The organism is Sinorhizobium sp. (assembly GCF_059070375.1).
Map to the genome: position 1 here is coordinate 257,876 of NZ_JCACWC010000002.1, position 19,082 is coordinate 276,957.

The window sequence follows — 19,082 nt, forward strand, 5'->3', positions numbered from 1 at the left end:
TCCGCTTCACCTTCAGACGGTTCCCAAGGCGGAGGCGCTCCGAGACCGGTGCGCCTCGCCTCCATGCACGCGGGGCGCTGGTGCAGTCAGCGAATCCACTCGTTCCAGCGCTGCAACATCATCGCAGCATTGGCGTTGATCCACTCCGCGTCGGGAAGAATGACGTGATCCCGAACGTCGTCACCCTGCGGCATCGTCTTGCGCGCCTCATCCGACATCATCGAGATCGCATCGCTGCTCGGGGGTGTGCAGGAGAGAGTTTCGCACGCTTTTGCCTGCGCCGCGGGGGAGTCCAGCCAGAAGGCCATTAACTTCAGCGCGTTTTCACGGTGCGGCGCGCCCTTCAGCAGCGCTATCCGGTCGCCGACGAGGAAGGCGGCCTTGTAGGACCAGTCGATCGGCAGCCCCTCATTCTGCATCGCCTTTGCGCGCGTCAACCAGATCTGCCCGAGCGAGTACTCGCCATTGCGAAACCCTTGCACGCTCTGATCGCCGGTCTTCCACCACAGCGTGACGGAAGGCCTGATCTTGTCGAGCTTAGCCAACGCGCGATCGATGTCGAGCGGAAATAATTCGTCGCGCTTGACACCATCGGCGAGCAGTGCTGCCGCCATGACACGCCAGGGATCATCGAAGTTCGGAAATGCGCGTTCGCCCGGAAATTTCCCTGTATCCCACATATCGGCCCATGTTGCGGGAACTGGTTCTCCGGGTTTTCCGGTTCTGTAGGCCAACAGCGTAGCCGTGGATTGCAGCAGGGCCCCGCCAGCGGAGCATGCATTGGCGCTGAGATCCTCGCGATCGGCAAATTGGCGGCAGAACTCCGTTAGATCCTCTGTCACTTCGCGATGCGCCTTTGAGGCGGCCTGGATCTCGCCGTCGAGATAGAGGTCCCAATTGACATTTCCCGTTTTCACCATGGCCGCAGCCTTGGCTCGCATTTCGGCGTTCGTCGCCGCGACGGTGACCACCTCGATGCCAGTAGCCTTCGTGAATGGATCGAACCAGGCCTCCCTTAGAGCCTTGTCATAAGCGCCGCCGGTCGACGCGATGATGACTTGCTCGCCGGCGAATGTCGGAAGCGACAAGGCTATCAAGGATAGAAATCCGGCAACAGTCGGCTTCATCACTGCTGTGGAACGTGAGAGGAGAGACGTCATGAAACATAATCCTTTGTTCATTCAGATGCTGAGAAGTGGCAGTCCTCGGTTTCACGAGCGAGGCTTACGGGCGTTCAGCAGGTGAACCGTGCCCATGAGCAGGAGGGAAGTGGCGACGAGCACCGTCGAGACCGCGGCAATGACCGGCGTCAGGTTGAAATCGATATCCTCGAACATCTTGCGCCCGATCGATTTGCCACCGATGTCCGATATGAAGAACGCGACGGTCGCTTCATCGAATGAGGCGAGAAAGGCGAACACGGCCGCCGCTGCGACACCTGGGACGATGTTCGGCAGAACGACCAGGAAGAATGCCTGCAGCCTGTTGGCCCCGCAGTTCAACGCCGCCAGCTCGAGCGTCGGATCGAAGCGCTGCAGCGACGCCGTGACGGTGATGATCACATAGGGGATTGCCAACACGGTGTGCGCGATGAGGAATCCGAAAAAGCTGCCGGTGAGCTGCAGGGGCGAGAAGGCGAGGTAGAGCGCGACGCCCAGGATGATGTGGGGAACAATCATCGGCCCGAGCGCGAGTGCCTGCAATGTAGATCTGAACGGAAGGCATCCCCGCACGATCGCGAGCGCAGCCATGATTCCCACGACAGTCGCTGTCGCGGTTGTCGCCAGGGCGATCTTAAGACTGAACCACGTCGCTGCCATCCAGTCCGGATCATTGAAATAGGCGCTGTACCATTTGAGTGTCAGGCCCTGGGGCGGGAACTCGATATGGTCAGTTTCGCTCAGCGACATCGGTAGCACGATCAGCGTCGGCAACAGCAGGAAGAAGAGAATACATCCGATCCCCGCGCCGATGGCAATGATCCCCGCCGCCCTCGAATAGCCGCGGATCGTCGGAGAAGCGAAGATATCCATGACCGCAGGAATCCGGCCCGGCATCTGTGCGTGATCAATAGACACTGTTCAATCCCTTGCTGAGCGATAGCGTCCTGCGGAACAGGAGAACAAAAAGGAGAGTAACGGCGAGGAGTACGGTCGAAAGTGCTGCCGCGAACGGCCAATCGAGCAGGACTGTTGTCTGCTGGCCGATGAGCGTCGCCATCAGCATCGAGCCGGGCCCACCAACCAGCGCCGGGGTGATGTAGAAGCCGAGCGCCAGTACGAAACACATGACGCTGCCGGCAAAAACACCCGGCAGACTGAGCGGAAGCGTTACGGCGACGAAGGTACGGATGGGCCCGGCGCCGAGATTGCGGGCGGCACGCACGTAGTCTGGGGGCAATGCGCGCAGTGCCGAATAAATCGGCAGGATCATGAAGGGCATCAGCACATGCGTCATCGCGAGGATGACCGCGCCCTGGGTATAGATCAGCTTTAACGGCCCTTCCGTAACCCCCGTATCGACGAGCAGCTTGTTGATGATGCCGTTGCGTTGGAGAAGGACGACCCACGCATAGGAGCGGATGAGGACGGAAGTCCACAAGGGGATGAAGACGCAGGCGGCGACCGCCATTGCCAAGCCCCTGCTCAGCCGCGCCATCGTGTAGGCGACGGGAAAACCCAACAGCAGGCTTGCAACCGTCACGACAAGGGCGACCTCGATCGTGCTGAAGAGAACGTCGAGATGAAGCGGCTCGGTAAAAATACGCCGATAGTGGCTAAGTGTTCCCCCGGAAAAGCTCAGCGCGATCAGCCGCGCGACCGGATACAGGAACCCGGTCAGCAGGACCGCGAGGAGGGGCGTGACCAATGCCATGGAGGCGGTGGGCGAATAAAAGCGCGCGGAGCTCGACCGGCGGAATGTCAATGAAGATGAGAGTGATGCCAGTGAACGCGTCATGCGGCGCACCTCTCCGCTATGGGGAAGACGTGCGCGGCTGCGCCGTCAAGGACGATGTCCACGGCGTCGTCCCTTTGGAATGGCATGACGCCGTCAGCAGCGACCTGTACCTGCAGGCTTGCTTCCGGGCGATCGGCTAGGCGGACGAGAAAGATGTATGTCGAACCGATGAACACAGCGGCATCGACGACGCCCGGCAGCGCGTCGGCGCCACCATCGCCGCGCTTCGCAAGACGCATCCGTTCCGGACGGATTGCCACACGCAGAGCCGTTCCGGCATCATATTTGCGCGTGCGCTCGCTTGCCGCAGAACGGAGGTTGAGCACCGTTCTCTCCGATAAGCGAACAACCGTTTGCTCAGCCGTGCAGTCGAGGCAATCGCCATCAATAAAATTCATCCGGCCGATGAAGTCCGCGACGAACTCCGTCTTCGGCTGCCGGTAGAGCTCCGTCGGCGTACCCATCTGCATCAAGCGACCGTCGGACATTATGGCGACGCGATCCGACATCGTCAGCGCTTCATCCTGATCATGGGTTACGTAGACGACCGTGGCACCAAGTCGCTCCTGCAGACGTTTGATCTCGAATTGCATGGCCTCTCGCAATTTCTTGTCGAGGGCGCCAAGTGGTTCATCCATCAGAAGGACGGGTGGCTCGAAGGCCAAAGCCCGCGCCACGGCGACCCGTTGCTGTTGGCCACCGGAAAGCTGGTTGGGATAGCGCTCCGCGTAGCCGGAGAGCTGGACGAGTTCCAGCATCTCCTCGACGCGCTGCACGATCGCGGTCTTGTGCATCCGCCCACGCATCCTGAGCGGAAATGCGATGTTCTGGTGGATCGTCAGGTGCGGAAAAAGCGCGTATTTCTGGAACACCATTCCGATGTTCCGGTGATTTGGCGCAAGAAAAGTCACGTCCTGGCCACCGATGGCGATCCTGCCGGCGCTCGGAGCCTCAAAGCCGGCTATCATCGTCAAGGCTGTTGTCTTGCCGGAGCCGGACGGCCCCAACAGCGAGACAAATTCCCCGGCTGCGACGTCGAGCGACAGCTCGCGAACCGCAAGGGCTTCGCCGTATCGTTTTTGAAGTCCCGCAAGGGACAGAGATTGACCGATCAAATCCGCCTTTCCTTTCAGCTGTTGGACGCTCTTCGGCGTCTTCCCCTGGAGACGGCCGCTTCCGGCCGCAATGAAAAGCCTTCCTCCGACCCGGGACGAGTCAGGACGATGCGCTTCTTGCCGAGGTTTCTGGTGCCCCGCGGGCCGCTTGTCGCCGGCCCGCGTGACGGAGCATGTGAAAGCTGCTAATAGCCGCTGGCGCGACAAAAGCTTTGCAAAACCTTCACACTTCATTTTTGTTGCATCAAAAATTCACAGTGTCAACCGATCGAGAGAGCAAAATGGCGGACAATGCAACCGAATCGCCAGATCTTGAGAGAGCCTCGAAACGGCTGGGGGATGCCGCCTATCGGGAAATGAAGGAGCGCATCATCCGTGGCGTCTATCTGCCAGGCCATAAGTTGACGGTGCGCGCAGTCGCCCAAGACCTCGATGTCAGCACAACGCCCGCGCGCGATGCGATCAATCGTCTGACGAGCGAAGGCGCGCTTGTTTACACCGGGCCGAAGACGGTTGTCGTCCCAGTTCTCGACGCGGCCGACCTTCGAGAGATAACGCTCACTCGCCTGGCGCTTGAGGGGCTGGCTTCCGAGCAGGCCGCCCAGCACGGGACGCCGGCAGACGTGGAAGAACTAATGTGCTTACAAGAGCTTATCAATTCCGCCCTCGATGAAAAGCGCTATGCGGAAGCGCTGTGGCACAACAAGGAATTCCACTTTATGATCTATCGTCTCTCGGGTCTTCCCCAGCTCGTTTCGATGATCGAAAGTCTATGGCTGAGGATCGGGCCGTCCTTGCACAATCTCTACCCAGAGTTTGCCGAGGAGAAATACGGTGTTCGCAACCACGAGATCGCCATGGAGGCTCTCGCGGAGCGTGACGCGGCAAGCCTCAGGGCGGCGATGGAAAATGATATTCGCGATGGATATCGACGGCTGAAGCGCGCCTCTCTGGAGAGGGGTGCAAGCTCCTTGGCTTAAGATTTTGTTGCATGGACTTGACGGGCTGCATTTTTGTTGCAACAAAATTGTGAAGCTCGTGCAAAGCGAGCGGTCGATTTCTCACCTCAGGAAGCCGGAACTATGCTCGTTCAAGCAACAAATAGGCTGCGGCAGGCGTCTGCGCGTAGTCGGTCAAAACATTTATTCAACCGCGCCAAGGCCGTGTTCCCGGATGGAACCACCCGCGCCACGGTGGAGAGGAACCCGTTTCCGATCTATGTCCAGCGCGGCGAGGGGGCTTATCTCGTCGATGTCGACGGGAACCGGCTCCTCGATCTGAACAACAATTTTACCACGCTCATTCACGGGCACGGCTTCGCACCGGCCTCGGAGGCTGTCGTCGACCTGCTACGCTCGGGAACCTGTTTCGCTAACCCGACGGAGCATGAAATCGCGCTCGCGGAACTTCTGACGACCCGCATTCCCGCAATGGAACGGGTCCGCTTCGTCAACAGCGGAACGGAAGCGGTCATGTTCGCGATCAAGGCCGCGCGCGCTTTCACCGGCAGGCCCGCTATCGCACGCATCGAAGGCGCCTATCACGGCGCGTATGACTGGGCAGAGGCTGGACAGGAGGTTTCGCCCGGCAAGGGCGGCTGGGCGCCAATGTCCGTCGCAGCTCCGACCTATCGCGGCACTCCCTCAAGCGTCGCCGACGAGGTCCATCTTCTGCGCTTCAACGACGTCGAGGGCCTTGAAGCGCGCTTGAGCGCGGCGAGCGACCGCGTTGCCTGTGTACTGATCGATCCCATGCCCAGCCGGGCGGGGTTGCTGCATCCGGAGCCCGCCTTCTTCGAGGCATTGTCGGAAACGGCACGCAAGTACGGAATCCTGATTGTCGCGGACGAGGTGCTCAATCTTCGGCAGGGCTATGCCGGGGCCTCAGCACGCTACGGTCTGAAACCCGATCTGACCACGGCCGGCAAAATCATCGGAGGCGGCTTCCCGATCGGTGCCATTGGAGGCCGCGAGGAAGTAATGCGCGTTTTCGGCACCGAACATGGAAAACCGTTGTTGCCGCAGGGTGGCACGTTTTCCGCAAATCCGGTCTCAATGGCCGCTGGCCGGGCAGCGATGGAGGCGATGACCCCCGACGCGTTCGATCACCTCGAAGCGATGGGCGAGAGGTTGCGCGCGGGCTTGAGGGCAAGCATTGCCAAGCGCGACGCGCGCTTCTCGGTGACCGGCGCCGCCTCGCTCTTCCGCATCCATCCGAAGCGCATCGCGCCGCTCGAATATCGCGATGCCTATCTGAGCGCCGAGGAGGCCTCCCTCATGCGAAGAATGAGCCGCTACTTGCTGGAAGCGGGCATTCTTCTCCCCTATGGAGCCGCCGCCTGCCTTTCGACGCCAATGGTCGACAGCGACATCGACCTTATCCTCAGTGCATTTGACGAATTTCTTCAGGCCGAAATCCAATCCGGAAAGGAGTGCGCGCAATGACGCAACAGACCCCAAACGAAACCGTTGCGCAGCGTATCGCGACGATTCTTCGCCGGCACGATGTGGAATTCATATTTGGCCAAAGCCTGCCATCGGCGGTCATCCTTGCAGCGGAAGCGATCGGCATTCGCCAGATCGCGTACCGGCAGGAGAACATGGGCGGTGCGATGGCCGACGGCTATGCCCGTCTTTCCGGCAAAGTCGCTGTGGTTGCCGCCCAAAACGGCCCCGCGGCAACTTTGCTTGTGCCCCCGCTGGCCGAGGCGTTGAAGGCTAGCGTGCCGATCGTGGCGCTTGTGCAGGATGTCGAGCGAGACCAAATGGACCGGAATGCCTTTCAGGACCTTGATCAGATTGCTCTCTTCCAGTCCTGCACTAAATGGGTGCGGCGTGTCACGGTTCCGGAGCGGATCGACGACTATGTGGACGCGGCATTTACGGCCGCGTCGTCAGGCCGTGCCGGCCCAGCCGCTCTGCTGCTTCCAGCCGATCTCCTGCGTGCCGAGGCGAAATCTCCGGCGGTCGTACGCTTAAAGAACTTGGGCCACTGGCCCTTGGATCGCGTCCGCCCGTCGGATGAATCACTAGCAGAGGTCGCGTCTCTGATCGCAGCGGCGCGAGCCCCAATTATTATCGCCGGCGGAGGCGTTCATTGCGGCGGCGCCGCGGCAGAACTTGCTGCGCTCCAGCAGGAAGCGTGCCTGCCGATTCTCACCACGAACATGGGGAAGGGGGCGGTGGACGAATTTCATCCGCTTTCGGCCGGAGTGTTAGGGTCACTGGTCGGGCCGCGCTCACTCGGTCGATACTCGTCCGCTTTGGTCGGAAGTGCGGACTTGGTCATTCTAATCGGAACGCGTACCAACCAGAACGGCACCGACAATTGGCAGCAAATTCCCTCCAGCGCGACGGTCGTGCACATTGATGTCGATCCGGTGGAGATCGGACGTAACTACGAAGCCATTCGGTTGGTGGGCGATGCCCGGGAAACGCTTGGCGCCCTGAGAGCGGCGCTCACCCGCGTCGACCTCACGCGGCGGCATGGGGATCGCGCGCGACTGGAGGAATGTATCCATCAATATTGGAAGCAGTTCGAGCTTGATCGCCACGACGTGGTGACATCGCATTCCCGACCGATACGCCCAGAGCGGATTATGGCCGAACTCCAGGACCTGCTAACCGACGACGCAACGGTCGTCGCCGATGCGAGCTACTCGTCTATGTGGGTCCTGGGCCAACTCCGAGCGCGAGCGAGCGGAATGCGCTTTATCACGCCGCGCGGGCTGGCGGGGCTCGGTTGGGGGGTGCCTCTCGCGATCGGGGCCAAGGTTGCCCGACCGGATAAGCCGGTCATTGCGATTGTCGGTGACGGCGGCTTTGCTCACAGCTGGGCCGAGCTTGAGACCATGATACGGATGAAGCTTCCTGTGGCAATCGTCGTCCTCAACAACGGCATCCTCGGTTTCCAGCGCGATGCGGAAACGGTGAAGTTCGGGAACTTCACATCGGCATGCCACTTTGCCGAGGTGGATCACGCGAAATTGGCGGAAGCCTGCGGCTGCCCAGCGGTTCGTGTCGAAGACCCGAGTGAGCTTGCCTATCACTTGCACCGTGGCATGGACCAGGGGCCGCTATTGATCGAAGTGATGACCGACCCGGCGGCGCATCCCCCCCTCTCACTCTTCGCAAAGATGGACGAAGCGGCATGAGTTGCGATTCTAAAGCACGAATTGCCGTCGTCACCGGCGGCACTTCCGGTATCGGGTTGGCAACATCCCGTCTCTTGTTGGAGCGTGGATGCCGGGTCGCCCTCTTCGGGCAGAAGCTCGTCAATGTTGAAAGCGCCGACCAAGCTCTTTGTCAGGATTTCGGCTCCGAGCGGGTGTTCGCGCGCGCTGTCGATCTCGGTGAGCCGGCGCAGATAACGTCATTCTTTCGGGAATTGGACGATTGCTGGGGCAGAGCAGACATTCTCGTTTGCAATGCCGGCATATCGCCCAAGGGGCTCTACGGGCCGACCCCATTCCAAGAGATCACACTCCAAGAATGGAACACGGTTCTTTCCGTCAACCTCACCGGGACAATGCTTTGCTGCCAGGCGGTCTTGCCCGGCATGTGCGCGCAAGGTTTTGGCCGGGTCGTTCTTGTCGGGTCCATTGCCGGTCGTGCGCTCCCGAAAATCGCGGGCACCGCCTATGTCGCCTCGAAAGCCGCACTTGCGGGCTTTGCCCGCTCGCTGGTCTCACGGTACGCGGCGCACTCAATTACGGTGAATGTCGTTGCGCCAGGAAGGATTGCCACGGAGATGGCCGGTCCGCGTGACAGCGAGGTCAATCGCACAGCAGTTGCCCGCATTCCCGCGGGCCGCCTGGGGGAGCCTGAAGAAGTCGCGGCGGCCATCGGTTTCCTGACCTCCGACGGAGCAGCCTTCATCAATGGCGCGATCATAGACGTCAATGGCGGAGAATACGCGCCACTTTGAAGTTGGAGACCGGGTGCGGAATGCATGCGGGTGTGCTGATTTATACGGGCAATGCGGAGCTCTTTCTTCTGCTCGAGTACATTCTCGAGACCGAGGGATTTCCCGTCCAGATTCGCTCCGATGCGAGCGAACTGATTGGTACAATCGAGACCGAAAGGCCGCTCGCTGTCCTGGTCGATTGTTCCGATCGACGCCTGGAGGCGCCTGCCCTTTGCCGCCGCATAAAGGCAATCAGCGACCGCCCGCCAGTCGCCGTCTTTGCGAATGCACCGAGCAAGGATCTCAGCAGTCTCGGGATCGACGTGGTCATATGCAGTCCCTACGATCCGCGACACCTGCTCGCGTTCCTCAAGGGCATTCAAACGAACTTGCCCGACGACTCCCGCCGTGGCGTCTCACGCGAGGAGATATTCCGGCACGCGGATATCGAGATGAATGTCACCAGGGTTCGTGTTACGCGAAACGGCCACACTGTAAGCCTTTCCGCGCTACAGTTCAGACTGCTTCTGCATCTTATGAAGATGCCAAATGTGGTGCACAGTCGTGACGATCTCATCGCCGCGGGCTGGCCGCCTGAAGCTGAAGTCGAGCTCCGCACTGTCGATATCCATATCGGTCACATCAGGCGCGCGCTGAACCACTATGGGCCAGATGTTATCCGCACCGTACGGTCCATTGGCTACGCGCTCGACGGGCTCGCTCCGCCAGCGCGAAATTGAGCGTTTCCCAATTTAGGCCGGGTAGCGCCTTGCTCGACCACTGACAGCCGCAAGGCGCGCCCTCTGAATAGATGAACTGCTAAATCAAGCGGTTTCTAAGCCGTAGGAATACCTCAAACCAGAAGCCGTAATCGCCGTGTCGGCGTTCGGTCCAGGCCTCGAGCGCGCAATAGGCGGCCGCAATTGCGGCTTCGTTGCCATAGAGGCCGATCGCCGCCTCCACCACTTCCTCCTGTTGATGCTTCTGCCAGAAGTCGTCTTTCCGGGGGCTTTGCTCCCCGATGGCGGGATTGGAAAAAATCTTGGACACGCTGAACCTCCTGCTGTCCGGCGCAGGGGATCAATGGGTTGCCGGACGTTGGAACTCAGCTTTCGCGAGCCACAGAACCATTTGGTTCTCATCGTGCCGTCCCTGGCAAATGTGTCTATCACAAGCGAAGACTGTCCCTTTCCGGACTCAGTCGAGATCATCTTCTGCGTGTTTTCGAAGGCGATCCAGATGTTCGATGCAGATCGCTTCCACGTCGGCAATCAGCCGACGGGCTCTTTCAACGAGCCAGGCAAAGGCTTCTTCGCTGATTTCATAGCGCTTCGAGTACCGAGACTTGACGTAAGCCCCATTCAAGATGTTGAACCACGCTAGATATTGATGCTGATCGCGCGGCCAAGCCTCAGCAAGTCGCTGATCTCGTTCCTCGGCGAGGCTGCGCAGATGCCTCAGATTGTGGGATGCAGGGCTGTAGCTCGTCAGGACAAGCAAGAGTGCTGAATACGCCTGCTCGATCGATTGATGAAGCAAAAACGCAGCCTCTTTCGGATCGCGCTCCTTCAGATAGAACGAGGCGCCCTTCGCGAATTTCCGAGCATGCGGCATACGGTCGTCGAAATGCTCGACCGCTATTCGCAGGGCGGGCCGACGTACGCGGTCTCGGTTCGGCCAGCGGCCCGTCGTCCCGCTCATAGAGGAGGATGCCATCGCGGCGGATTTCGAAGAAAAAATACTGTCCATAGTAAAGTGCCCTGTTTACTTCCCGTCTTGAATGAACGATGAGGCTTACTGGCGTCCGATCTCCGGCAAGTGCATGAGGCGCTCCTGCGCCTTGTGCCAGTAGGTCGAAAAATCTGTGAGCTTCCTGTGGTTGACGACGATCAGGAGATCGTAATCCGATTTGTGTCCCTTCCTCGTGTGCGGCTCGTCGACCCATGTTCATCGGGCATAAGAACCGAAGAGGATGATCTTCAGAATGCGGCCAAGCTTCTCGAAGTCGGCCATCCCCTCCTTGAGGGCGTCCTCGAATTCCTCGTGCAGGACCTCGACGATGCGCGCGAGTTCGCGCTGTTTTCGAAGCGGAAGATGGTCGAGGCTGGTCTTCATCGGTTCTGGCGCGTTCTCTGATGTCATGGTGCATGAATAGCTAACCCGGTTCGCTGATCCCACAGAGTGCCCATCTCACGTCGAAATTCAACAAAAATGTTGCAACAAAATAGAACGAAAAGCGCGTGGCGTTTACACGTTTATGGCTATTTCGCGCAATATCTCTAAAATTCTAGGGATTACGTAGGAGCCGCGACCATACTATTTCCGATTTTTGTGACATCAAATATCGGGAAGAGAACGGCGATGAGACAGCTTGAAAGCACGAAGGCTCAGCACACAAAACACTTGGTCCTGATCTGCTCTGGTAATGCGAACTTCTACGTGCTGCTTGCACACATCCTCGCGTCCGAGGGCTTTCAGACGATTTTGGTGAGCGAAGAAGAGGTAGTGGATCAGGCTGTGCTAAGGCCGGCCACAGCAATCATCCTGGATTCAGCAGAGGATTCAGAGCTCACGGTGAGAACATGTGCCGCCATAAAGGCTAACGACGTAACCTCGCGTATCCCGACTATCGCCCTCGTTTCGTCGGGCAATGAGCGGCACTATCTAGCACTGTTGAAAGCGGGGGTTGACGAAAACTTCGTGCGCCCGGTCTCGCCGGCAAGGCTGCTTGCTTACCTTGGTTCTCTGCCGAACAATCGTGCGAATGATAAGCAGCCGACACATCCCGCTAGCGAAGACGCCGCTGAGACCTTTGGCGAGTTAAGACTCGAGCCTGGGCGCCGTCTCGTCAGATATGGTGATGAAGACGTTCAATTCGGTGCCATCGAATTCAACCTGCTGCGATGCCTGCTTGAGGCACCAGGCCGGGTGCGGAGCCGTCTGGAACTGATCGAAGCGGCGTGGCCATCAAATCGCTACGTGCAGCCGCGCACCGTGGATGTGCATGTCGGTCGCTTGCGTCGGGAGCTTGAGCGCCTGACCGGTCATCCTCTTATTCGCACAATACGGGCCACCGGCTATGCGATCGACATTGATTATGGCCCCGATTGAGTTCGGATACGTTTCACACTTCTCATATTTTTTTCAAAAGTGCAGGGAAAGGAAAACTCAACCGTAATTTTACGCGGAATGCGAAATTCAGCGTGAAGATATTTCGCAAATACTTCGTTGAGTTCAGCGCCTAAACAAATAAATCTCCCGTGCATTCGCCGCTCAAGTCTCGGGAGATTTTAGAATGGAAGAAAAAGCGCCAGGGCAGGGAAGTATTTCTGGCAAGGGTGCCCAAAGGAATACCGCCAGCTTAATTCAGTACGCCCAAAGCCATTTCGATGCCGCGCATTTTCAGGGCTTGATGGCGATTTACGGGCGACCCTTAGAGAATCGCGCCGTGGCACTAACCCATGACCGGGGACGTCGGGTCGTCGACTTCGTGCGTTGCTCCTATCTTGGCTTGGACAACCATCCGCAGGTCGTTGCGGGTGCCGTTGACGCACTGAAAGATTACGGCGCGCTTCATTGGTCATGCGCAAGGACGCGTCTCAATTTCTCGATTCTCGGTGACTTGGAGGCGGCGCTGTCGGAGTTGTTCGATGCGCGTGTGATTACTTATACCACAGTGCTCGCAGCTAACATGAGCGCGTTGCCGCTGATTGCTTCCGGGCATCTCACAGGTGGCGTTAAGCCGCTGATGGTGTTCGATCGCTTCGCCCACGCGACGCTTGCCTTTCACAAGGAAACCATTGCCGCCGAAACTCGCGTCGAGACCATTGCTCACAACGATCTCGACGCGCTCGAGATGCTCTGCCGCGCGAACGAATCGGTCGCCTTCGTTTGCGACGGCGTCTATTCGATGGGCGGAAGCGCCGACATCGAGGAGCTAAGGCGCCTGCAGGACCGCTATGGCCTCTTCCTCTATATAGATGACGCACATGGCATATCAATCTTCGGCAAGCACGGGGAAGGCTTTGCCAGATCGCAAATGAGCGGGCACCTTGGGGAGCGGACGATAATTGCGGCTTCGCTCGGAAAGGGCTTCGGCGCCTCAGGAGGCTTGATCATGCTTGGAACGGCGCGGCAAGAGGAACTGTTTCGAAGATTCGCGGTCGCTCATGCGTTTTCGGCGTCGCTGAATGTCGCGGCAATCGGCGCGGCGCGCGCGTCGCAGCAACTGCACCTAACGCAAGAACTCACGAAGCTACAACAGGGACTTCGAAGCAGAATCGCCTTGTTCGACAGCCTCGTTCCCACAGACCAGCAAGGCTCACCGTTGCCGATACGAACGGTCGAGATAGGCGACGAGGTGACGGCCATTGAAGCCGCAAGAGCTTTGCTCGACCGCGGTTTCTATACGTCGGCGATCTTCTTTCCCACCGTTGCACGGGGGAGGGCAGGGTTGCGGCTTTGCCCCACGGCCGGACACTCTGAAGAAGACATCCGGGCGGTGGGCACCGCGATCCAAGACGTGCTGACGAACAGATAAGAGCCTGTGCTGCACCAAGACCACGCCCAACGTTGAAACTTACAAGGAGCGAACATGTATGAGCACCTCTCGGAGTGCTGTGTCTCCGTCCCCGGTTCAAGGAACCTCATCGAGACGGTCTCCCAACGGTTTGCCGAATTTTGCGTCTCAATCGTGGACAACGGAATGGAAAAGACCTTCAAGTTCATCGATGGCGAGGCCGTCGTGAGAGCTGTCGGTAGAGGGATTTTGATGCGGGTCGTCGCGACAGACGTCATCTCTTACTATGGTATACGAACGGCATTGGAGGGCAGCATTCTGAAGCTGACAGCATTGGAGCCCGAGGAATTCGCTTGGCGCCCGGTCGGTGAAACACCATTTGTAGCGGGCGGACGTGTACATCCGAGCCAAGATGAAGTGCATGAAACGCGAGAAACTCGCCACGGCTGAAGTTCACCACAAACGACTAACGGCAGGAACGTTGGACACGCAGAGCAATCACCACCATCGAGAACATGACCTACGCGAACATCCACATGAAAATGCTCGCAGGGCGCTGAATGTCGGCACGCAGGCCCAGGCGACGAAGCTCAAGCTGATTTGAAGCCCGCGAACACATCAAGAATCGAGCAGACTCTAGCCAACGTGCTCTACCGATAGCGTGTCTACCGGAAGGGGTTTGATCAGCGACTTCGCAGAAACACTCGGGCTCAGCCAGTCAGTCCATACATTGCGCTCAAGGATCACGATCTGTCGATCGTGGTACGGAGCGATGTCGGGCCCCGGCGCCATCGTCAGCATGGTGAAGGCTTGCCCGACCTCGGGCGTGTTGCGCCAGATGCCGGCGATGCAGAAGATCGGCTCGTCCTTCTTGGTGAACAGCCACTTGTCCTTGCGCTTCTTGCTCGGATCCTTCGGATCGGTGAACTCGTAAAAGCCGTCGGCAAGAATTAGGCAGCGGTTGGAATTGAACTCCCGTCCCTCTGATCGGAAGTTATACACCGGCCGCTTGTTCGGCCGCGGCCAACTCCAGCGTCGCTGTACGAGCTCGGCCTCATCGGGCACTCCGTCGATCGCCCTGACGATCGGCCCAACATCGGTGATCTTGATGTCCTCACGGGCTTCGAGATTCGGGGTGCCTTCGCCGAAGCGGATCTTGATCTTGAGCTCGGCAAAGTCCTCGACGATCGAGGCGACATCCGTCATCAGCCGATAATCATTGCACATGCATCCTCCGTCTCAGGTCCGATTGTCTCCGAATCGTGTTCCTGGCATGTTCTAATTATGACGCGCGCGAAGGTTTCCAGTCCGAAGTCCGCTCGACGAGCGCCACGTTATCATAAGGCGCCATGACGGCGAAGTGGCGATGGTGGAGCGGCCGTGTGGCCTGCGACCGCGCGACGTTGGCGGGCGCCGTGAACGGCGTCCGATCGGAAGGCCGGACGTTCCCCGCCCGCCGCTGCCTGGGTGCCCGCGTCCGAGTTTCGCCATAGGAACTTCAGCTTCTCGCTCACCAAAGGTGACTGGTTCATTTCGCGGGGATTTGGCGGCCGGCGACCCGGCCCGGCCGGAGTATGCCATCCTGACGATGGAGCCGAATGCCGATCTCGCGCCGTACCACGACCGCCAGATGGCGGTACTCACCCGCCGTCAACGCATGGCCTGGCCGACGGACTGTTCCGCGAAGACGAAATTCTGCGGCCGCAGCCGGCAGGGACTTTCCAGGTCTCGCGACATCCAACCTCTCCGGTTCAGGCGATACTGGACGGGTCTGCGTCCCATTCGGCTTGTTCTGGCCAGACGCCATCTTGGACAGAAGCTTGTTGCAGGAAATGCCGCGGAGCCGGTGAGCCCTGTAACGTGTTGCCCATGCGCGCCATTCCGGGCGCCTCTCGATGGCGCCAGCGCGTCTCCCAATCCGTTTAGGTATCGCCAGTCCTTCCGTTGTTTCCCTTCCGGCAGTCAGCCGCGCCACGCAGCGAATTCGGTCCCTTTTGCGGCTTGTCAAAGCCACCTATATGTGAATTAAGTATTCAAATAAGAAGACGAGAGCGCTTCGTTTGGTCCAGGTGGATGGCGTCCACATCCGGTTGCCGCTGCATAAGGGAAGAGTAACCACGCATGACAACAGAATCCGAACTGCCGCTTTCAGGCCTGGTGGTCGTCGACATGAGCCAGTTTCTTTCCGGCCCCTATTGTTCGCTGCGGCTGATGGATCTCGGCGCCCGGGTGATCAAGATCGAGCGGCCGGATGGCGGCGATCTTTCCCGCCGGCTTTATCTGAGCGACACCGAGATCGGCGGCGACTCGACCATTTTCCATGCGATCAACCGCGCCAAGGAAAGCCTTGCGATAGACCTCAAGAACGAGGCCGATCTTGCCGCACTGAAGCGGCTTCTCGCGCAGGCCGATGTCGTGATCCAGAACTTCCGGCCGGGCGTCATCGAAAGGCTGGGGCTGGACTATGAGGCGGTCAGGGCCATCAATCCGCGCATCGTCTATACCTCGATCAGCGGTTATGGCGAGGAGGGCCCCTGGGTGAAGCGTCCCGGCCAGGATCTGCTGGCGCAGGCGCGCTCGGGCGTCATGTGGCTGAACGGCGACGAAGGGCAGGGGCCGGTTCCCTTCGGGCTCGCGATCGGCGACATGCTGGCCGGCGCCGCCGCCGCTCAAGGAATTCTCGCGGCGCTGGTGCGGCGCGGCATTTCGGGCAAGGGAAGCCTCGTCGAAACGAGCCTCCTGGAGGCGCTTGTCGATTTCCAGTTCGAGGTATTGACCACGCATCTCAACGACGGCGGCCGTCTGCCAAAGCGGTCGGCATTCCGGAGCGCCCATGCCTATCTCGCCGCACCCTACGGCGTTTATGCGGCGAGCGACGGCTATCTCGCGATCGCCATGACGCCGATCCCGAAGCTTGCGGACCTGCTTCAGATCGACGAACTCGCCCCCTATCGCGACGACCCGTCCTCGTGGTTTACCGAGCGCGACCGCATCAAGGCGCTGATTGCCGCCCGCATCGCGCTCAGCACCGCCGACGAATGGCTGGCGGTGCTGGAACCGGCCGATATCTGGTGCGCGCGCGTGCTCGACTGGAACGAGCTTCTGGAAAGCGAAGGCTTCCAGGTGCTCGACATGCTGCAGACGGTGATGCGCGAAGACGACGTATCGATCACCACCACGCGCTCGCCGCTCAGGATCAACGGCCGCCGCCCGCGCGTCGAGCGCGCCGCCCCGCGCATCGGTGAGCATGGCCGCTCGATCAGGGAGGAGTTCGGACTATGAGCGTCGTCCTCAAGGGAATGACCTGGAACCACCCGCGCGGCTATGATCCGATGGTGGCCTGCTCGCAATCCTGGCAGGAAAAGTCAGGCGTCGAGATCCGTTGGGAGAAGCGGTCGCTGCAGGATTTCGAGACCTTTCCGGTCGAGACCCTGGCCAGGAACTATGACCTGATCGTCATCGACCATCCGCATGTGGGGCAGATCACCGGCGAGAATTGCCTGCTGCCCCTGGACGTGGCGGGCCGCGAGGCGGAGCGGCAGGCGCTCTCGGCGGCAAGCGTCGGCCCGTCCTATCGGAGCTACGCGTGGAACGAACGGCAATGGGCCTTTCCGATCGACGCGGCGACCCAGGTGCAGGCCTGGCGGCCGGACCGGACGGATCGCCTTCAGACCTGGCGGGATATGCTCGCGCTCGCGCGCAGCGGCGGCGTCCTCCTGCCGCTCAGGCCGCCGCATTCGCTGATGAGTTTTTACACGCTCTGCGGCAATCTCGGCCGTCCTTGCCGCAGCGCCGGTAAGGGCGATCTCGTCGACGCCGAAACCGGTGCCATGGCGGTCGAGCTGCTGCAGGAAATCTCGGCACTCATCGACCCCGCATGCTTCGGAATGGACCCGATCGCGGTGCTCGAGGTCATGGCGGCCGAGGCCTCGCCCGCCGCCTGCGCGCCGCTTATCTACGGCTATGTCAGCTATTCCATAGCCGGCTTTCGCCCGGCGCTCGTCCGCTTTGGCGATTTCCCGACCGTCGGTACTGCCGGGCCGGTCGGCTCGGCGCTCGGCGGGACGGGCATAGCCGTCTCGGCCTTTTCGCAGGCGCCGGAACAGGCGATTGATTTCGCCTTTTGGGTTGCAAGCGGCGGCGTGCAGCGCGGCCTCTATGCGGCATCCGGCGGCCAGCCCGGCCATGGGGAGGCCTGGCAGGACGATACCGTTAATGCGGCGACCCATGATTTCTACCGCGCGACGCGGGCGACGCTCGAAGGCGCCTGGCTGCGGCCACGCCACGACGGCTACATGACCTTCCAGCAGGCGGGCTCGGACCGCCTGAACAAGGGGCTGCGGAACCGGGAAAGGCCGAGGCTCGTGGTCGAAGAGCTCAACCGGCTGTTTCTTGCGAGTTTCCGCTGAGAGCGAAATCGCTCCTCATCCGCTTGCGGCACTTTCGGCCTCGCAACTCTGCCCGCGTAAAGATTGGATTCAATCTTTCTTGGTAATTTCCCGTTAGCAAGTCTCGTCAGTGGGTCCTGACGGCGCGGTTGCCGTCGGCTTTTGTATTGCGTGCGGGTCCTCATGCGTCCTTTTTCGGCTGTCTCAGCGATCGTCATAACCTGCCTGGCACTAACGAGCTGCGGCTTCGGGGGGAGCAGGCCCTCGCGCGAGACGACGAGCTCCGTCGCCCGTCCGGCAAGTCCGGTTCCTTCGGCGGAGGTCAGTGCCGCTGCCGCGCAAGCGGCGCCTCAGCCGGAGGCGCTCGCCTGGGCGGGAACCGTTCCCGAGCCGCAGGCCTTCATGCCGGCGGAAAGGACGGTGGGCATGCCGGTTCCGGCCGAGCGACCCATTGCGATGCTCGCTCCTGAAAATCCCGCGCGCGAGCCGCGCGGCCGCTCGCGCGTCTACAGCCACAGCTTCCGCGATGCCCATCCGATCAATTTCGGTACCCGGTCGCCGCGCAAACTCGCCGTTCACGGCGTCGACGTTTCGCGATGGCAGGGCGAAATCAACTGGGCGAAGCTGCGCACGCAAGGCGCCAACTTCGCCTATATCAAGGCGACCGACGGCGGCGACCATCTCGATCCCATGTTCAAGAAGAACTGGCGCCGGGCCGACGAGGCCGGGCTGAAACGCGGCGCCTACCACTTCTTCTATTGGTGCCGCACGGCCGGCGAGCAGGCGGACTGGTTCATCCGCAACGTGCCCCGGGATCCGAGCGCGCTTCCGCCCGTCATCGATGTCGAGTGGAACGGCGAGTCGAGCTGCAAGCGGCGTCCGTCGCCGGAGCGGGTGCGGGAAAAGATGCAGGTCTTCATGGACAAGCTGGAGCGCCACTACGGCCAGCGCCCGATCATCTATACCGCGCCGGACTTCTACCGCGACAATCTGCAGGGCGCGTTCCCCAATCATCCCTTCTGGCTGCGCTCGGTCGCGGCGCACCCGTCCAAGGTTTATCCCGGGCGCAAATGGATCTTCTGGCAATATTCGGGCTCGGGCCTGTCCCACGGCGTCGACGGGCGGATCGACCTCAACGTCTTCAACGGCAGCGAGGAAGACTGGCACAACTGGGTGGCGGCGCGCTCGAGCTGAGGG

At 60.3% G+C, this 19,082-nt stretch carries 17 protein-coding genes and 2 pseudogenes; 12 read left to right on the forward strand and 7 right to left on the reverse strand.

The genetic code is table 11. The features are described 5' to 3' along the window. Window positions 1–86: 86 nt before the first annotated feature. The 4 genes from AC5J09_RS05855 to AC5J09_RS05870 are packed head-to-tail and all read right to left on the reverse strand — an operon-like array spanning window position 87 to window position 4,073. Entirely contained in the window at window positions 87–1,160 is a 1,074-nt protein-coding gene (locus AC5J09_RS05855) for an ABC transporter substrate-binding protein (RefSeq protein WP_324763877.1), read from the reverse strand. Window positions 1,161–1,211: 51 nt separating this feature from the next. Beyond that, complete coding sequence (locus AC5J09_RS05860) at window positions 1,212–2,078, reverse strand: ABC transporter permease (protein WP_324763876.1); 867 nt, start codon at window positions 2,076–2,078, stop codon at window positions 1,212–1,214. Next, entirely contained in the window at window positions 2,068–2,958 is an 891-nt protein-coding gene (locus AC5J09_RS05865; RefSeq protein ID WP_100670689.1) for an ABC transporter permease, read from the reverse strand. Before AC5J09_RS05865 ends, AC5J09_RS05860 begins: the two co-directional genes overlap by 11 nt. Beyond that, entirely contained in the window at window positions 2,955–4,073 is a 1,119-nt protein-coding gene (locus AC5J09_RS05870) for an ABC transporter ATP-binding protein (protein WP_324763875.1), read from the reverse strand. The genes AC5J09_RS05865 and AC5J09_RS05870 overlap by 4 nt, the downstream gene beginning before the upstream one ends. A gap of 281 nt (window positions 4,074–4,354) precedes the next feature. On the opposite strand from AC5J09_RS05870, the gene rctR reads away from it, so the two are divergent. The 5 genes from rctR to AC5J09_RS05895 all read left to right on the forward strand — a co-directional run bounded on the left by rctR (window position 4,355) and on the right by AC5J09_RS05895 (window position 9,718). After that, on the forward strand, window positions 4,355–5,053 hold the full coding sequence (rctR, locus tag AC5J09_RS05875; protein WP_324764633.1) for a GntR family transcriptional repressor RctR: 699 nt from the start codon (window positions 4,355–4,357) through the stop codon (window positions 5,051–5,053). A 102-nt stretch (window positions 5,054–5,155) separates the two neighbouring features. After that, entirely contained in the window at window positions 5,156–6,517 is a 1,362-nt protein-coding gene (locus AC5J09_RS05880) for an aspartate aminotransferase family protein (RefSeq protein ID WP_324763874.1), read from the forward strand. Next, window positions 6,514–8,226 carry an acetolactate synthase catalytic subunit gene (locus tag AC5J09_RS05885; RefSeq protein WP_324763873.1) on the forward strand — a complete coding sequence of 571 codons (1,713 nt, stop codon included), beginning with the start codon at window positions 6,514–6,516 and terminating at the stop codon, window positions 8,224–8,226. Before AC5J09_RS05880 ends, AC5J09_RS05885 begins: the two co-directional genes overlap by 4 nt. Further along, entirely contained in the window at window positions 8,223–8,999 is a 777-nt protein-coding gene (locus AC5J09_RS05890; RefSeq protein WP_324763872.1) for an SDR family oxidoreductase, read from the forward strand. The genes AC5J09_RS05885 and AC5J09_RS05890 overlap by 4 nt, the downstream gene beginning before the upstream one ends. Window positions 9,000–9,019: 20 nt before the next feature. Further along, window positions 9,020–9,718, forward strand: coding sequence for a winged helix-turn-helix transcriptional regulator (locus tag AC5J09_RS05895; RefSeq protein ID WP_324763871.1), 699 nt, complete (start codon window positions 9,020–9,022; stop codon window positions 9,716–9,718). A 79-nt stretch (window positions 9,719–9,797) separates the two neighbouring features. Here the strand turns inward: AC5J09_RS05895 and AC5J09_RS05900 are convergent, their stop codons facing one another. Beyond that, window positions 9,798–10,028 (reverse strand): Y4oE-related protein, encoded by a 231-nt coding sequence (locus AC5J09_RS05900; protein WP_324763870.1) that lies wholly within the window; start codon window positions 10,026–10,028, stop codon window positions 9,798–9,800. Between the two features lie 147 nt (window positions 10,029–10,175). Continuing rightward, a pseudogene (locus AC5J09_RS05905) lies at window positions 10,176–11,093 on the reverse strand (nucleotidyltransferase and HEPN domain-containing protein). A gap of 246 nt (window positions 11,094–11,339) precedes the next feature. Here AC5J09_RS05905 and AC5J09_RS05910 point away from each other — a divergent pair. The 3 genes from AC5J09_RS05910 (at window position 11,340) to rctB (ending at window position 13,947) form a co-directional block, all read left to right on the forward strand. After that, complete coding sequence (locus AC5J09_RS05910) at window positions 11,340–12,089, forward strand: winged helix-turn-helix transcriptional regulator (protein WP_324763869.1); 750 nt, start codon at window positions 11,340–11,342, stop codon at window positions 12,087–12,089. Between the two features lie 184 nt (window positions 12,090–12,273). Further along, entirely contained in the window at window positions 12,274–13,518 is a 1,245-nt protein-coding gene (locus tag AC5J09_RS05915) for an 8-amino-7-oxononanoate synthase family protein (RefSeq protein ID WP_324763868.1), read from the forward strand. Window positions 13,519–13,572: 54 nt separating this feature from the next. Continuing rightward, window positions 13,573–13,947, forward strand: coding sequence for an SMa0974 family conjugal transfer regulator (rctB, locus tag AC5J09_RS05920; RefSeq protein WP_324763867.1), 375 nt, complete (start codon window positions 13,573–13,575; stop codon window positions 13,945–13,947). Between the two features lie 186 nt (window positions 13,948–14,133). On the opposite strand, the gene AC5J09_RS05925 is transcribed toward rctB, so the two are convergent. Beyond that, entirely contained in the window at window positions 14,134–14,724 is a 591-nt protein-coding gene (locus AC5J09_RS05925) for an SOS response-associated peptidase (protein WP_324763866.1), read from the reverse strand. A 109-nt stretch (window positions 14,725–14,833) separates the two neighbouring features. Here AC5J09_RS05925 and AC5J09_RS05930 point away from each other — a divergent pair. The 4 genes and pseudogenes from AC5J09_RS05930 to AC5J09_RS05945 all read left to right on the forward strand — a co-directional run. Continuing rightward, a pseudogene (locus AC5J09_RS05930) lies at window positions 14,834–15,261 on the forward strand (SOS response-associated peptidase family protein); the annotation flags it as partial. Window positions 15,262–15,618: 357 nt separating this feature from the next. Further along, window positions 15,619–16,779, forward strand: coding sequence for a CaiB/BaiF CoA transferase family protein (locus AC5J09_RS05935; protein WP_324763865.1), 1,161 nt, complete (start codon window positions 15,619–15,621; stop codon window positions 16,777–16,779). After that, entirely contained in the window at window positions 16,776–17,906 is a 1,131-nt protein-coding gene (locus tag AC5J09_RS05940; RefSeq protein WP_324763864.1) for an extracellular solute-binding protein, read from the forward strand. Before AC5J09_RS05935 ends, AC5J09_RS05940 begins: the two co-directional genes overlap by 4 nt. 162 nt (window positions 17,907–18,068) lie before the next feature. Continuing rightward, window positions 18,069–19,079 (forward strand): glycoside hydrolase family 25 protein, encoded by a 1,011-nt coding sequence (locus tag AC5J09_RS05945; protein WP_324763863.1) that lies wholly within the window; start codon window positions 18,069–18,071, stop codon window positions 19,077–19,079. Window positions 19,080–19,082: the final 3 nt, after the last annotated feature.

Bases quoted from the DNA above. Each gene is read 5' to 3' on its own strand.
- AC5J09_RS05855 (WP_324763877.1), bottom strand. From the start codon at position 1,160: ATGACGTCTCTCCTCTCACGTTCCACAGCAGTGATGAAGCCGACTGTT.
- AC5J09_RS05865 (WP_100670689.1), bottom strand. From the start codon at position 2,958: ATGACGCGTTCACTGGCATCACTCTCATCTTCATTGACATTCCGCCGG.
- rctR (WP_324764633.1), top strand. From the start codon at position 4,355: ATGGCGGACAATGCAACCGAATCGCCAGATCTTGAGAGAGCCTCGAAA.
- AC5J09_RS05880 (WP_324763874.1), top strand. From the start codon at position 5,156: ATGCTCGTTCAAGCAACAAATAGGCTGCGGCAGGCGTCTGCGCGTAGT.
- AC5J09_RS05885 (WP_324763873.1), top strand. From the start codon at position 6,514: ATGACGCAACAGACCCCAAACGAAACCGTTGCGCAGCGTATCGCGACG.
- AC5J09_RS05890 (WP_324763872.1), top strand. From the start codon at position 8,223: ATGAGTTGCGATTCTAAAGCACGAATTGCCGTCGTCACCGGCGGCACT.
- AC5J09_RS05895 (WP_324763871.1), top strand. From the start codon at position 9,020: ATGCATGCGGGTGTGCTGATTTATACGGGCAATGCGGAGCTCTTTCTT.
- AC5J09_RS05910 (WP_324763869.1), top strand. From the start codon at position 11,340: ATGAGACAGCTTGAAAGCACGAAGGCTCAGCACACAAAACACTTGGTC.
- AC5J09_RS05915 (WP_324763868.1), top strand. From the start codon at position 12,274: ATGGAAGAAAAAGCGCCAGGGCAGGGAAGTATTTCTGGCAAGGGTGCC.
- rctB (WP_324763867.1), top strand. From the start codon at position 13,573: ATGTATGAGCACCTCTCGGAGTGCTGTGTCTCCGTCCCCGGTTCAAGG.
- AC5J09_RS05925 (WP_324763866.1), bottom strand. From the start codon at position 14,724: ATGTGCAATGATTATCGGCTGATGACGGATGTCGCCTCGATCGTCGAG.
- AC5J09_RS05935 (WP_324763865.1), top strand. From the start codon at position 15,619: ATGACAACAGAATCCGAACTGCCGCTTTCAGGCCTGGTGGTCGTCGAC.
- AC5J09_RS05940 (WP_324763864.1), top strand. From the start codon at position 16,776: ATGAGCGTCGTCCTCAAGGGAATGACCTGGAACCACCCGCGCGGCTAT.
- AC5J09_RS05945 (WP_324763863.1), top strand. From the start codon at position 18,069: ATGCGTCCTTTTTCGGCTGTCTCAGCGATCGTCATAACCTGCCTGGCA.